Origin of the sequence: Paenarthrobacter sp. CCNWLY172, assembly GCF_037402035.1 — a bacterium.
Lineage (GTDB): Bacteria > Actinomycetota > Actinomycetes > Actinomycetales > Micrococcaceae > Arthrobacter.
On record NZ_JBBEGB010000006.1, the window covers coordinates 277,734 to 291,811 of the forward strand.

The 14,078-nt window shown below is 63.0% G+C and carries 14 protein-coding genes; 5 read left to right on the forward strand and 9 right to left on the reverse strand.

Going from position 1 to position 14,078, the window contains the following annotated elements; all coding sequences use genetic code 11:
- Positions 1 to 27 precede the first annotated feature (27 nt).
- The 5 genes from tal to pgl are packed head-to-tail and all read left to right on the forward strand — an operon-like array spanning position 28 to position 6,102.
- Complete coding sequence (gene tal / locus WBN73_RS11865) at positions 28 to 1,146, forward strand: transaldolase (protein WP_337340338.1); 1,119 nt, start codon at positions 28 to 30, stop codon at positions 1,144 to 1,146.
- 6 nt (positions 1,147 to 1,152) lie between these two features.
- Complete coding sequence (locus WBN73_RS11870; RefSeq protein ID WP_337340339.1) at positions 1,153 to 2,784, forward strand: glucose-6-phosphate isomerase; 1,632 nt, start codon at positions 1,153 to 1,155, stop codon at positions 2,782 to 2,784.
- Between the two features lie 15 nt (positions 2,785 to 2,799).
- Complete coding sequence (zwf, locus tag WBN73_RS11875; RefSeq protein WP_337340340.1) at positions 2,800 to 4,356, forward strand: glucose-6-phosphate dehydrogenase; 1,557 nt, start codon at positions 2,800 to 2,802, stop codon at positions 4,354 to 4,356.
- Positions 4,353 to 5,294, forward strand: coding sequence for a glucose-6-phosphate dehydrogenase assembly protein OpcA (locus WBN73_RS11880; protein WP_024821021.1), 942 nt, complete (start codon positions 4,353 to 4,355; stop codon positions 5,292 to 5,294). Before zwf ends, WBN73_RS11880 begins: the two co-directional genes overlap by 4 nt.
- Positions 5,284 to 6,102, forward strand: a complete 819-nt coding sequence (gene pgl, locus WBN73_RS11885) for a 6-phosphogluconolactonase (RefSeq protein ID WP_337340341.1) — start codon at positions 5,284 to 5,286, stop codon at positions 6,100 to 6,102. The genes WBN73_RS11880 and pgl overlap by 11 nt, the downstream gene beginning before the upstream one ends.
- On the opposite strand, the gene WBN73_RS11890 is transcribed toward pgl, so the two are convergent.
- The 9 genes from WBN73_RS11890 to rapZ all read right to left on the reverse strand — a co-directional run bounded on the left by WBN73_RS11890 (position 6,055) and on the right by rapZ (position 14,056).
- Positions 6,055 to 6,690: an RNA polymerase-binding protein RbpA gene (locus WBN73_RS11890; protein WP_337340342.1), complete on the reverse strand. Its 636-nt coding sequence runs from the start codon at positions 6,688 to 6,690 to the stop codon at positions 6,055 to 6,057. The two genes, pgl and WBN73_RS11890, sit on opposite strands and share 48 nt — an antisense overlap.
- A complete protein-coding gene (gene secG / locus WBN73_RS11895) occupies positions 6,627 to 6,884 on the reverse strand; it encodes a preprotein translocase subunit SecG (RefSeq protein ID WP_024821019.1) in 258 nt (85 codons plus the stop codon). The genes WBN73_RS11890 and secG overlap by 64 nt, the downstream gene beginning before the upstream one ends.
- A gap of 36 nt (positions 6,885 to 6,920) precedes the next feature.
- Positions 6,921 to 7,736, reverse strand: coding sequence for a triose-phosphate isomerase (gene tpiA, locus WBN73_RS11900; RefSeq protein WP_207593511.1), 816 nt, complete (start codon positions 7,734 to 7,736; stop codon positions 6,921 to 6,923).
- Between the two features lie 74 nt (positions 7,737 to 7,810).
- Entirely contained in the window at positions 7,811 to 9,037 is a 1,227-nt protein-coding gene (locus tag WBN73_RS11905) for a phosphoglycerate kinase (protein ID WP_207593510.1), read from the reverse strand.
- A gap of 9 nt (positions 9,038 to 9,046) precedes the next feature.
- On the reverse strand, positions 9,047 to 10,057 hold the full coding sequence (gene gap / locus WBN73_RS11910; RefSeq protein ID WP_089595055.1) for a type I glyceraldehyde-3-phosphate dehydrogenase: 1,011 nt from the start codon (positions 10,055 to 10,057) through the stop codon (positions 9,047 to 9,049).
- A gap of 271 nt (positions 10,058 to 10,328) precedes the next feature.
- On the reverse strand, positions 10,329 to 10,952 hold the full coding sequence (locus WBN73_RS11915; RefSeq protein ID WP_089595054.1) for a superoxide dismutase: 624 nt from the start codon (positions 10,950 to 10,952) through the stop codon (positions 10,329 to 10,331).
- A 174-nt stretch (positions 10,953 to 11,126) separates the two neighbouring features.
- A complete protein-coding gene (gene whiA, locus WBN73_RS11920; RefSeq protein WP_018777554.1) occupies positions 11,127 to 12,107 on the reverse strand; it encodes a DNA-binding protein WhiA in 981 nt (326 codons plus the stop codon).
- A 9-nt stretch (positions 12,108 to 12,116) separates the two neighbouring features.
- Positions 12,117 to 13,133 carry a gluconeogenesis factor YvcK family protein gene (locus WBN73_RS11925; protein WP_207593509.1) on the reverse strand — a complete coding sequence of 339 codons (1,017 nt, stop codon included), beginning with the start codon at positions 13,131 to 13,133 and terminating at the stop codon, positions 12,117 to 12,119.
- A complete protein-coding gene (gene rapZ / locus WBN73_RS11930; RefSeq protein WP_089595052.1) occupies positions 13,133 to 14,056 on the reverse strand; it encodes an RNase adapter RapZ in 924 nt (307 codons plus the stop codon). Before rapZ ends, WBN73_RS11925 begins: the two co-directional genes overlap by 1 nt.
- Positions 14,057 to 14,078: the final 22 nt, after the last annotated feature.

A 14,078-nucleotide genomic window follows, 5' to 3' on the forward strand; every position in this document is an offset into this window, starting at 1 on the left:
TGCTCCCCTCTCACAGGAGAAAAACACATGTCTAGCACTCCCACGCAGCAGCTCTCCGACGCCGGCGTTTCCATCTGGCTCGATGACCTCTCCCGCACCCGCCTGGACACAGGCACCCTGCAGAAGCTCATCGACGAAAAGAACGTGGTTGGCGTGACCACCAACCCGTCCATCTTCCACGCCGCGATCACCGCCGGCACGGACTACGACGCCACCATCGCAGCGCAGGCCGCGGCCGGCGCCAGCGTCGAAGAGACCATTTTTGAAATCACCACCACTGATGTCGCAGACGCCTGCGATCTCTTTGCACCGGTAGCCGCCGCCACCAATGGTGTGGACGGCCGCGTTTCCATCGAGGTGGATCCCCGCCTTGCCTGGGACACCGCCGGCACCATCGCCGAGGCCAAGCACCTCTACGCCAAGGTCAACAAGGACAACGTCCACATCAAGATCCCAGCAACCCTGGAAGGCCTCGAAGCCATCACGGCTACCCTGGCCGAGGGCATCAGCGTCAACGTGACCCTGATCTTCTCCCTGGAGCGCTACCGCGCGGTCATCAACGCCTTCCAGTCCGGCCTTGAGCAGGCCAAGGAGAACGGCCACGACCTCTCCAGGATCCACTCCGTTGCTTCGTTCTTCGTGTCCCGCGTTGACTCCGAGATCGACAAGCGCCTCGACGCCATCGGCACCGATGAAGCCAAGGCACTCAAGGGCAAGGCCGGTGTCGCCAACGCACGCCTGGCTTACCAGGTCTACGAGGAGCTCTTCTCCACCGAGCGCTGGGCAGTGCTGGCAGAGGCCGGCGCCCTCCCGCAGCGTCCGCTGTGGGCCTCCACCGGCGTCAAGGACCCTGCCTACCCGGATACCCTCTACGTGACCGAACTCGTGGCAGCCGGCGTGGTCAACACCATGCCGGAGAAAACGCTGGATGCCACGTTCGACCACGGCGTCGTCACTGGTGACACCATCACCGGCACTTACGACGAGGCAAACGAGACCCTCAACGCCCTCGAAGCCCTCGGCGTTTCCTACAACGACGTCGTGACGTTGCTTGAGACCGAAGGCCTTGAGAAGTTCGTAGGCTCCTGGAAGGAACTCCTCGCCGACGTCGAAGGCGCCCTCGCCACCGCACGGAAGGCTTCCTAACCCACCATGAGCACAATCAGCTACGACGCCAGCGGTGCCGCGCAACAGGCCATCGCCCAGCACATTGACAGCCTGGTTGAGGACAGGATCGCCACGCGGATTTTCGCCAAGGACCACACTCTGTGGGGTCCTGAGGCAGAGTCCGAGTCTGCGATCCGTCTCGGCTGGGTAGAGGCCGCCACAGTGTCCCAGGCCTTGGTCGGTGACATTCTGGAACTTCGTGACGCCCTTCGTGCCGAAGGAGTTACCCGCATTGTCCTGTGTGGCATGGGTGGGTCTTCGCTGGCTCCCGAGGTCATTGCCGGTACTGCCGGCGTCGAGCTGACTGTGCTGGACAGCACTGATCCTGAACAGGTCAGTGCTGCCCTGGCGGATCGGTTGGAGGAAACGGCGATCGTCGTTTCCTCCAAGTCCGGCTCCACCGTTGAGACCGACTCCCAGCGCCGTGTATTCGAGAAGGCGTTCAACGACGCCGGCATCGACGCTGGGAGCCGCATCATCATCGTTACTGATCCGGGGTCGCCCCTGGATAAGGCGTCGCGCGAGGCAGGCTACCGCGCGGTATTCAACGCCGACCCCAACGTGGGAGGCCGTTTCTCAGCACTGACTGCGTTCGGCCTGGTCCCTTGTGGGCTTGCCGGTGTGGACATCCAGGCCTTCCTGGATGAGGCGGAGGAAGCTGCGGAGATCCTCAACGAGGACTCCGCCGACAACATCGGCCTGGCACTGGGCATAGCTTTGGGTGGTACCAGCCCGCTGCGAAACAAGGTGGTCATCGCCGAAGACGGCTCAGGTATTGTCGGTTTCGCTGATTGGGCCGAACAGCTCATTGCGGAATCCACCGGCAAACTGGGTACGGGCGTCCTGCCTGTCGTTGCCGGCCCGGACTCTCCTGAGGCCCTGAACGGTGCCGACGACGTCCTGGTGGTGCGGCTGGTCAGCGCGGATGCCGACGTCGAGCTTCGTGGGAACGAGGTAGCCATCGCCGGTGGGCTGGCCTCGCAGATGTTTGTCTGGGAATTCGCAACCGCCGTGGCGGGCCGGCTCCTGGGCATCAACCCGTTTGACCAGCCCGACGTCGAGGCCGCCAAGGTGGCAGCCCGCGGCTTGCTGGACGCCCGTCCCGAACCCACCCCCGCGGCCTTCACCGACGGTGCTGTGGAAGTACGCGGAGGTGGATGGCTCGGTAACGCCTCAACGGTAAGCGAGGCTGTGCAGGCACTGCTCAGCCAGCTCGGCACGGATGGCTACTTGAGCGTGCAGGCATACCTCGACCGTATTTCCCACGCGCCGCTTGAAGGTATCCGGGATGAACTCGCGGCCGTCAGCGGGCGTCCTGTGACATTCGGTTGGGGTCCGCGGTTCCTTCACTCCACGGGCCAGTTCCACAAGGGCGGACCGGCCATCGGAGTATTCCTGCAGGTCACTGCAGCATCCTCCACTGATCTGGACATCCCGGAGCGGCCCTTCACTTTCGGCCAGCTCATTGCCGCCCAGGCCTCGGGCGACGCCCAGGTCTTGGAAGGCCATGGCCGTCCTGTTTTGCGCCTGCACCTCACCGAACGTGCTGCCGGCGTGGCCCAACTCCAGGAAGTCGTCGCTGCGTTGGCCGACCAAGCCAGCGCACTCGAAAGCTAAGGCACAGAACCAAACATGCCAGAAACTGAAAACGGCAGGAAAAACGCCGGTCTGCGGAATCCTCTGCGGGATCCGCGGGACCGGCGCCTGAACCGCATCGCCGGGCCGTCGTCGTTGGTGTTCTTCGGAGTCACCGGCGACCTCGCCCGTAAGAAACTCATGCCGGCGGTCTATGACCTCGCCAACCGTGGTCTGTTGCCTCCCAGCTTCGCGCTGGTTGGTTTCGGCCGCCGTGACTGGGACAGCGCTGACTTCGCGGCCGAGGTCAAGGAAAACGTCAAAGCCCACGCCCGGACCAAGTTCGATGAAGCGGTATGGGAGCAATTGGCCTCGGGTATTCGCTTTGTCCAGGGTGAGTTCGACGACGACGACGCTTTTGAGCGCCTCGGTGATGTCCTTGATGAGCTGGATGAGACCCGCGGGACCCGCGGGAACCACGGCTTCTACTTGTCGATCCCACCCAAGGCTTTTGAGCAGGTCTGCCGCCAGCTGTCCAAGCATGGCCTTGCCCAGGCCAAGCCTGGCCAATGGCGCCGTGTGGTGATCGAGAAGCCGTTTGGGCATGATCTCGAGTCCGCACGCCAGCTGAACGACATCGTCGAATCCGTGTTCCCGGCCGATGCCGTGTTCAGGATTGACCACTACCTGGGCAAAGAGACGGTGCAAAACATCCTGGCTTTGCGCTTCGCGAACCAGTTGTTTGAGCCGCTCTGGAACGCCAACTACGTGGACCACGTCCAGATCACCATGGCCGAGGACATCGGCACCGGCGGGCGTGCAGGGTATTACGACGGCGTGGGTGCTGCCCGCGATGTCATCCAGAACCACCTGCTCCAGTTGCTGGCGTTGACGGCGATGGAGGAGCCGATTTCCTTTAATGCCGATGATTTGAGGGCGGAGAAGGAAAAAGTCCTCGCGGCGGTCAAGCTGCCCGATGACCTCTCCACCCACTCTGCACGTGGTCAGTTCACCGGTGGATGGCAGGGCGGCGAAGAAGTACTCGGTTACCTGGATGAGGACGGCATCCCTGCCGATTCCAAGACCGAGACGTATGCTGCGATCCGGGTGGACATCAACACCCGCCGCTGGAACGGTGTGCCGTTCTACCTGCGCGCCGGTAAGCGTTTGGGCCGTCGTGTCACCGAAATCGCCGTGGTGTTCAAGCGCGCACCGAACCTGTTGTTCCGCGACCATGGTGAGGACGACTTCGGCCAGAACGCCGTGGTGATCCGCGTCCAGCCCGACGAAGGCGCCACCATCCGTTTCGGTTCCAAGGTCCCGGGCACCCAAATGGAAGTCCGCGACGTCACCATGGACTTTGGCTACGGCCACTCCTTCACGGAGTCCAGCCCCGAAGCCTACGAGCGACTCATTCTGGACGTACTCCTGGGCGAACCGCCGCTCTTCCCGCGCCACCAGGAAGTGGAATTGTCCTGGAAGATCCTGGACCCGTTCGAGGAATACTGGGCCGGCCTGGACGAACAACCGCAACCCTACGCACCCGGCAGTTGGGGACCGGCCTCGGCCGATGACCTGCTCGCCCGTGACGGACGAACCTGGAGAAGGCCATGATTGTAGATCTTCCCGATACCACCACCTCCAAGATCTCCAAGAAGATCATGTCGCTGCGTGAACAGGGCGGCGTCATCGCCTTGGGCCGTGTCCTGACCCTGGTGGTGGTGACCAAGTCCGGGCAGGAAGAAGAAGCCATCGAGGCCGCCAATGAAGCCAGCCGGGAACACCCCTGCCGGATCATTGTCCTGGCCGATGCCGGCGTTGAGGGTCCTGACCGTCTTGATGCTCAAATCCGTGTCGGCGGCGACGCCGGCGCATCCGAGGTCATCGTCCTGCGCGGGCATGGGCACATGGCCCACGAGAGCGAATCCCTGGTGGCCGCCCTGCTGTTGCCGGATGCCCCGATCGTTGCCTGGTGGCCGCACGGAGCCCCGGAAAGCGCCTGCGAAACCTCCATCGGCCGCATCGCGCACCGCCGCATCACCGACTCCGCCAACGAACCTGACCCCCGCCGGGCACTGGAGAACATCCGGGCAACGTACAAAGCCGGCGACACCGACCTTGCCTGGACCCGCCTGACCAACTGGCGCATGCAACTCGCAGCTGTCTTCGACCAAGTCGACAGCGACCCCGTCTCAGCCGTGGCTGTGGAAGGCGCATCGGACTCTCCCAGCACCCTGCTGCTGGCTGCCTGGCTGAGCCTGGCGCTGGAGGCGCCCGTCACGATTGTGGCGGACCCTGCAGGTACCGGCATTCGGCGGGTCCGGCTGACCCGTGCAAGCGGCGATGTCCAGCTTTTCCGTCCCGGACTGTCCGTGGCGGAACTGACCCAACCTGGACAGCCGGCACAGCGTATCACCCTCCCCCGGCGCAGCCTTAAAGATTGCCTCGCCGAAGAACTCCGACGGCTCGACCCCGACGAAGTCTTCGGAGAAGTGATTACGATGGGACTGCCACTTACCAGCCAGAGGAGAGTCCAGACAAGTGCACGCTGAGCCAAGAGTTAGCATCCACCCCGACTCCAAGGTGTTGATGGCCGCCATCGCGGCACGCCTCATTACCAAGCTTGTGGATGTCCAGGACAAGCACGGCGAGGCCACGGTGGTCCTGACCGGCGGCACCGTCGGAATCGGAACGCTGAAGGCTGTGGCCGATTCAGCTGCAGCACCGGCCGTCGACTGGTCAAAAGTTAACTTCTGGTGGGGTGATGAACGCTTCGTTGCTGCTGACAGCGAGGACAGGAATACCCGTCAAGCGCACCAGGCCCTGCTGGCCCACCTGGCTGTAGATCCTGCCAGGATCCACGAGCCCGGCTCGGCGGACGACTTTGCCACAGCTGACGAAGCCGCCTTTGCCTATGCCGAGGAACTCAAGGCAGCAGCCGAAGCCGAGCATGCAGCTGACATGTCTGATAGCCGCTCCGACGAGCCTGGCCTCCTGCCGCGCTTTGATGTCCTGCTTCTTGGCGTGGGCCCGGACGCCCACGTGGCGTCGCTCTTTCCCGAGCAGGCCGGCGTCCGTGAGAAGAAACGCACGGTGGTGGGTGTCGAGAACTCGCCCAAGCCGCCGTCGTCGCGTATCTCCTTGACGCTGCCCGCCATCAACACCGCCCAGGAGATCTGGATGGTTGTTGCCGGCGAGGATAAGGCAGGAGCTGTTGGCCTGGCCTTGGCTGGCGCCAACCCGGTCCAGGTGCCCGCCTCCGGTCCCGTTGGCCGTGCGCGGACCCTGTGGCTTATCGACGAGAACGCAGCCTCACGCGTCCCCCAGCAGCTGGTCCGGAAGGACCCCGCGGGCGCGTAGCCGCTCCAACGCTCCAGTCAGGACAATTTCTGCGTCTTGGCTGGAGCGTCTCTCTTTAACGTAATCGAGGTGCGATTTGAAGAGCTCGTCCTCTGGCCGGGCCGAGGCCGGATGGCCGGGATCACGGGAGGCCGGAAGGCCGCACTTAGGGCAGTCCCAGGTCCTGGGAATTTGCTCGTCCGGCAGTTTAAGAAAAACAAGCCGGGTTTCGTGTCCTTTGGCGCACCAATAGGGAACCCGAATCCGCGGCAGCTGGACTCCCCCGCCATGGTCGCTTTGGTTTCTCGGAGTAGAACCTTGGGCCACACCTACGCGGGTGCCCCGATATCCTGGCGTGCCATGAACCATTTTCGAACCCCTAGCGACTCGGTGGTCGGCCGTCACGGCCCGTGGGCCTTTCGGCCAACACGGACATTCTAGTGCGAAGTGCTCGACGACGGCACTGGGGATGGGTAACCAACAAAAAGAGGAGTGGTCCCTGGGAAGGAACCACTCCTCTTGTGATAGATCCGTTGAGGTGGGGACTAGGAGTCGCCACCTGAGGTGAAGCGCATGATCAGGCCAAGGCCGATGATGACAGCTCCCCATGTGATACCGAGAATGATGGTGAAGCGGTTCAGGTTGCGCTCGGCTACACCGGACGAACTCAATCCGGAGCTCATTCCGCCACCGAACATGTCGGACAAACCGCCGCCACGTCCCTTGTGCAGGAGAATGAGCAGCGTCAGCAGAAGACTGGTGATTCCCAGCAGGATCTGCAGAATGACTTGAAGAACGTCCACGACGGCCTTTCGAAGAAGCGGAAAACGGGAGCCGGACTAGTCCGTGACGAGGTGGCTCTCGAACCTGACAATGTTAGCAAACTCAGCGGGGTCCAGGCTTGCGCCACCCACAAGCAATCCGTCAACGTCACTTTCGGCCATGATGGCGGCTGCATTGTTGGCCTTGACGGAACCGCCATAAAGGAGACGGGTCTTTGCTGCGACGGTCTCGTCGAAGAGTTCGGCAAGTTCGGCTCGGATGGCTGCACACATTTCCTGTGCATCCTCCGGACCGGCAACTTCGCCCGTGCCGATGGCCCAGACGGGTTCGTAGGCAACCACGAGTTCCGCAGCCTGCTCAGCCGTGAGTCCTTCAACACCGGCGCGCAGTTGGGCAAGGGTGTGCTCAACATGCGTTCCTGCCTGGCGGATCTCGAGGCCTTCGCCGACGCAGAGGACAGGGATGACGCCGTGGCGGAACCCAGCTTTGACTTTGGCGTTCAGGACGTCGTCGGATTCGTTGTGGACGGTGCGGCGCTCACTGTGGCCCACCAGGACGTAGGTGCAGCCCAACTTGCTGAGGAACTGACCGGAGATATCACCGGTGTAGGCTCCGGAGTCGAACTGCGAGAGGTCCTGGCCACCGTAGACCACCTCGAGGTCGTCACCCTGGACCAGCGTCTGGACGCCACGGAGGTCCGTGAACGGCGGGAAGACGGCAACCTCGGCACGGTTGTAGTCGTGCTTGGCGTCGGACAGCGTCCAGGCGAGCTTCTGCAGCAAGGTGATGCCCTGGACGTGGTCCATGTTCATCTTCCAGTTGCCGGCGATGAAGGGCTTGCGGACAAAGTTGCCGTTGGCAGAGGTAGTCACATGAACTCCAAAGAATGCGTTGAAATATGGAACGGCCGGCAGAACGCGATGGCGTCCTGCCGGCCGGATGGTGCTTAGCGGTCCAGGACGCTCAGGCCGGGAAGTTCCTTGCCTTCAAGGTATTCCAGGCTTGCGCCACCACCAGTGGAGATGTGTCCGAACTGCGAGTCCTCGAACCCTAGGGTCCGAACGGCTGCGGCGGAATCGCCACCCCCCACAACGGTGAAGGCAACCGTATCCGTCAACGCCTGGGCGATGGCCCGCGTGCCGCTGGAGAAGGCCTCGAATTCGAAGACACCCATGGGGCCGTTCCAGAAGACGGTCTTGGCGCCTTCGATCTGGGCTGCGAACGCGGAAGCGGATTCCGGTCCGATGTCCAGGCCGATACCGGAAGCTCCGAAAGCGCTGTCCTCAATGGCGTCCGCCCTGACGACCTCGTGGTCTGCATCAGCTGCAAAGCGGCTGGCCACTACTACGTCGGTGGGGATCACAAAGGAGGTACCCGCAGCCGAAGCGCGCTGGAGGTAGTCCTGGACTACGGGGATCTGGTCCTCCTCAAGAAGGCTTCCCGCAACCTTGTGGCCTGCTGCGGCCAAGAAAGTAAAGAGCATGCCGCCGCCAACAAGGATGGTGTCCGCTTTGCCCAGAAGGTTCTCGATCACCGCCAGCTTGTCCGAGACCTTGGAGCCACCAAGAACTACGACATACGGGCGCTGCGTGTCCGTGGTGAGCTTCCGGAGAACCTCTACCTCGGTGTGGACGAGGTCGCCCAGGTAGGACGGCAACCGGGTGGCCACGTCATAAACGCTCGCGTGCTTGCGGTGGACCGCTCCAAAGGCATCGTCCACGAAGGCGCCGTTACTTCCCGTGAGGGCAACCAGCTCGTCGGCGAAGGCGCCGCGCTGGGCGTCGTCCTTGCTGGTTTCGCGGGCATCGAAGCGAACGTTCTCCAAGATGAGTACGTCCCCGTCGTTGAGGCCGGATGAGAGCTCCTTGGCGGAGTCCCCCACCGTGTCGGCGGCGAGCTGTACCGGGAAGTCCGCCAGCTCCGCAAGGCGGGCCGCAGCGGGCTTCAAGGAGTACTTTTCTTCGGGAGCGCCCTTGGGGCGTCCAAGGTGTGCGGTAACGAGCACACGGGCACCGGCGTCCGAGAGCTTCTTGAGGACCGGAAGTGAGGCCTTGATGCGGCCGTCGTCGGTCACTGTAGAGCCGTCGAGCGGCACATTGAGGTCACTTCTGACCAGAATGTACCGCCCGCGGACACCTTCAGCGATGAGTTCGTTGAGGGTGTGAGATGTCATGTGTCTACCCTAGCCCAGCTTGGATGCGACGAGCTCCGTGAGGTCTACGAGGCGGTTGGAGTAACCCCACTCGTTGTCGTACCAGGAAACAACCTTGACCTGGTTGCCAATGACCTTGGTCAGGCCGGAGTCGAAGATGGAAGACGCCGGGTCTCCGACGATGTCCGAGGACACGATGGGAGCGTCGGTGTAGCTAAGGATGCCGGCGAACTGTTCTGACTCAGCGGCAGCCTTGACTGCTGCGTTGACTTCTTCAACCGTTACTTCGCGGGAGACGGTGACCGTGAGGTCCGTAGCGGAACCCGTGGGGACCGGAACGCGGATGGCGTAGCCGTCCAGCTTGCCCTTGAGCTCCGGCAGGACCAGTCCGATTGCCTTGGCTGCACCGGTGGACGTAGGAACCATGTTGATGGCGGCGGCGCGGGCGCGGCGGAGATCGCCGTGCGGTCCGTCTTGCAGGTTCTGGTCGGCCGTGTAGGCGTGGACCGTGGTCATGAGGCCACGCTCGATGCCGAAGGCGTCATTGACTACCTTGGCCAGCGGGCCGAGGCAGTTGGTGGTGCAGGAGGCGTTGGAGATGATGTTGTGCGCTGCGGGATCGTAAAGCTCGTGGTTGACGCCCATGACGATGGTGATGTCTTCGTCGCTTGCGGGAGCCGAGATGAGGACCTTCTTGGCGCCGGCATCAATGTGCTTCTGGGCTGCTGCGGCCTTGGTGAAGAAGCCGGTGGACTCGATGACAATGTCAACGCCCAATTCGCCCCACGGAAGGTTGGCGGGATCGCGCTCAGCCAGGACCTTGATGGACTTGCCATCGACTACCAGGTTTCCATCGACAACTTCCACGGTCTGGGCGAGGCGTCCACCGACGGAGTCGTACTTCAGGAGGTGGGCGAGAGTCTCGGGGCTGGTGAGGTCGTTGACGGCGACGATCTCAAGGTCTGCGCCCTGGGCCAGTGCTGCGCGGAAGTAGTTACGGCCGATGCGGCCGAAGCCGTTGATACCAATACGGGTGGTCACTATGTGTCAATCTCCTTGGTGCTCTTGCAAGCACGCCTAGTGAGTCGGATTTATTATTTCCAACCAACAGACCCCGCACGTCTTTGGGCAGAGGTGATTATCAGATCGGAGGGCGACCAGCCACGTTGCTGAAGGCTAACCGCCTTCCGTGATCCATCTTACGTTTAACTAAGCCTGCCCCCGCAACTGCGGAGGCAGGCTTTCCAGCATTTGGCCCCAATTCACGCAAAAAGTGACTTTTGTTACATCGGCGTGAACCGGGGCTCACCAACTAAAGGACGATGAGGCCCGTGGCGTTGGCGCGCGCGGCTTCGAAGCGCTTTGCAACGTCCGCCCAGTTGACGATGTTCCAGAAGGCCTTGACGTAGTCAGCCTTGACGTTGACGTAGTCCAGGTAGAAGGCGTGCTCCCACATGTCCAGCATCAGGAGCGGCGTGGTACCTACTGCAACGTTGCCCTGCTGATCGTAGAGCTGCTCGATGAGCAGGTTGCCACCGATGGGCTCGTAGGCCAGGAAAGCCCAGCCGGAACCCTGCAAGCCAAGTGCGGCAGCGCTGAATTGCGCACGGAAAGCGTCGAACGAACCAAAGGCGTCATCGATGGCTGCTGCGAGCTCACCTTCGGGCTTGTCGCCGCCGTCCGGGGAAATGTTGTTCCAGAAAACGGAGTGGTTGATGTGTCCGCCGGTGTGGAACGCGAGGTCCTTGGAGAGACGGTTGATGTTGGCGTAGTCACCCTTCTCGCGGGCATCGGCCAGCTGGGAGAGGGCATTGTTGGCGCCTGCAACGTAAGCAGCATGGTGCTTGCTGTGGTGCAGCTCCATGATCTTTGCCGAAATGTGCGGCTCGAGTGCTGCATAGTCATAGCCGAGCTCGGGCAGAACGTACTCTGTCACGAAATCCTCCAATGTAATGGACTGACGTCCGGGTTGGTAACTCTCGTTATGTCATCCGGCCAGCATGCTGGCCGGAAATCCTTGGCGAAGAAGCCTGCTCTTGCCTCCATCGGGAACAACCCCGGGTGGCCTCGCAGTATTTCCTCCACGCATTTTCGATTCTATGGGTGCGGACTACTCGTCCATCATTTCCGGAGTCACATTTGCCTCAGTACCCGGGATGCCCAGGTCGAGGGCCCGCTTATCCGCCATGGCGAGGAGGCGGCGGATGCGACCCGCAATGGCGTCCTTGGTCATGGGCGGATCCGCCAGGCGTCCGAGTTCATCCAGGCTGGCCTGCTTGTGGGCAACACGGAGCTCCCCGGCGTACTTGAGATGGTCCGGTACGTCGTCTCCCAGGATTTCCAGGGCACGGTCCACCCTGGCACCCGCGGCCACTGCTGCCTGGGCAGACCGGCGCAGGTTGGCGTCGTCAAAGTTGGCAAGCCTGTTGGCCGTCGCCCGGACTTCCTTGCGCATGCGCCGTTCTTCCCACACCATCAGCGCGTCATGCGCACCCATGCGGGTCAGGAGGGCAGCAATGGTGTCTCCGTCTCGGATGACTACGCGATCCACTCCGCGCACCTCACGGGCCTTGGCCTGGATGCCGAGCCGCCTGGCAGCCCCAACGAGTGCCAGCGCGGATTCGGGGCCGGGGCACGTGACTTCCAGCGAGGAAGAACGACCCGGCTCAGTGAGTGAACCGTGGGCGAGGAACGCTCCCCGCCAGACAGCCTCGGCGTCTGCAGCCGAGCCGTTGACCACCACCGAGGGCAGCCCTCGCACAGGACGTCCGCGTCCGTCCAGCAGGCCCGTTTGGCGGGCGAGTGCTTCACCGTCCCGGACCACACGGACAACATAGCGGCTTCCCCGGCGCAGGCCGCCACCGGAAACGACGATGATTTCGCTCTGGTGGCCGTACACTTCCGCGATCGCGGCCCGGAGGCGGCGTGCCGTGGAAGCGAGGTCGACTTCAGCCTCGATGACGATCCTGCCCGAAATGATGTGCAGGCCACCCGCGAAGCGCAGCATTGCCGAAACTTCAGCCTTGCGGACTGAAGACTTTTTGATGTCCAGCCGGGACAGTTCGTCCTTGACCGACGCAGTAAGTGCCATCGCGTATTCCTAACTGTTCCCGAAAATATCGTGGTACGCCGCTGCCAGCAGCAGTGGATCATGGACGGGGCGGCGCCTCGACGCCCCCACTCTACCCAACACCACTTCAGCCCCGATCATCCCCGCGGCCTTCTCGAAGGCTTTGAGGTCCTGGATTGCAGCAGGATCCGCAAGGACCACATCGACGCTGAATTCAGGTGCATAGCGGCGCAGGACGTCCAGATGGTCCGCGGCCGTCATGCCCGAGGTTTCCTTGGTTTCGACGTCAAGGTTCATGGTGAGGCAGCGCTTCGCAGCGGTGTCGCCCAGGGCTTGGCGCAGCTCAGGCAGCAGCAGATGCGGCAGGACCGAGGTGTACCAGGAACCGGGTCCAAGGATGACCCAGTCAGCCAGTTCGATGGCCGTCAGGGCTTCTGTGCAGGCCGGAGCATCCTCAGGCAGCAGCCTGACGTCTTCAAGCTTGCCCGCCACAGCGCATTTTGCCTGGCCCCGGACCGTACGCAGTTCCTGGCCACCTCCCGGAAGGTCAATGTGGGCCTGGCCCTCAATGGTGAGGGGAACGCTGGACATGGGCAGCACCTGGCCCCTGGCTCCCAGCAGGGCGCCGGCCCACTTCAGGCCGGCAACCGTATCTCCCAAGAGCTCCCACAGGGTCACGATCAGCAGATTGCCCATGGCGTGATGGTCCAGTGAGCCGCCTTTGGCGGACCCGGCATTGAAACGGTGCTGCATGACGTCCCGCCAGGTCCGGCCCCAGTCGGTATCGTCGCACAGGGCGCTGAGCGCCATCCGCAGGTCGCCGGGCGGAAGGACGCCGTACTCCTCGCGAAGACGCCCGGACGAGCCGCCGTCGTCCGCTACTGTGACGATTGCCGTCAGCTCGGAGGTGAGCAGGCGCAGTGCCGACAGCGACGCCGCCAGTCCGTGGCCGCCACCCAGGGCAACCACTGACGGACTTTTCTTTTGCTGGCTGCCGGGGACGCCTTTGGGCGGGATCAGGGGCAGTGGGCCGGTGAGGACGCCCACTACTCGCGTCCCAGGTCTCGGTGGGTGGTGGTGACTGTGACACGGGGATACTGCGCCAAACGCTTCGAAAGTTCGACGGCGACCGCCACCGATCGGTGCTTGCCTCCAGTGCAGCCAACAGCCAAGGTGGCGTAGTGCTTGTTCTCCTGGCGGTAGCCGTCCAGGACAGGCTCCAGGGCCCGTACGTACCTGTCCACGAACTCGTGCACGCCATCGGCAGCCAGCACGTAATTGCTGACGTCCTCATCCAGCCCTGTATGGGGCCGAAGCTTGGGAACCCAGTGCGGGTTGGGAATGAAACGGGCATCAGCCACGAAGTTGGCATCCACGGGGAGTCCGTACTTGAATCCAAAGCTCATGACGTTCAGGCGCAGGGTCACCGGGCCTGTGTCGCTGAACAGTTCGGTGATGGCTGTTGCCAGGCCGTGGACATTGAAGTCGGAGGTGTCCAGCACGACGTCGGCATGCTCGCGCAGTTCCCGCAGGACCTCGCGCTCGACCCCGATGCCATCAAGGATCCTGCCGCCGCCCTGCAGGGGATGCGGACGGCGTCCTTGCTCGAAACGGCGGACCAGGACGTCATCATTGGCGTCCAGGAAGAGCACCCGGAAGGTGATGCCGCTGGCGCTGAGCGCGCCCAGCGCCGTCTGGATGTCAGTGAAGAGGTCCTTGCTGCGGACATCCACCACCACCGCCAGCTTGGGAATGGATTTGGGAGCATGCGAGACAATTTCGGCCAGGGTTCCCAGCATCTGCGGTGGGAGGTTGTCCACCACATACCAGCCGTGGTCTTCCAGGGCATCCGAGGCCGTACTGCGTCCTGCCCCTGACATGCCGGTGACGACCAGCAGTTCCGCCTCCGGGGGCTTGACGGGCGTGAGGCCGTCCTGCTCCGTTCCGGACCCTGCCGTTGCCTCATCCATGAGTTGTTCCCCGTTTCGTCCG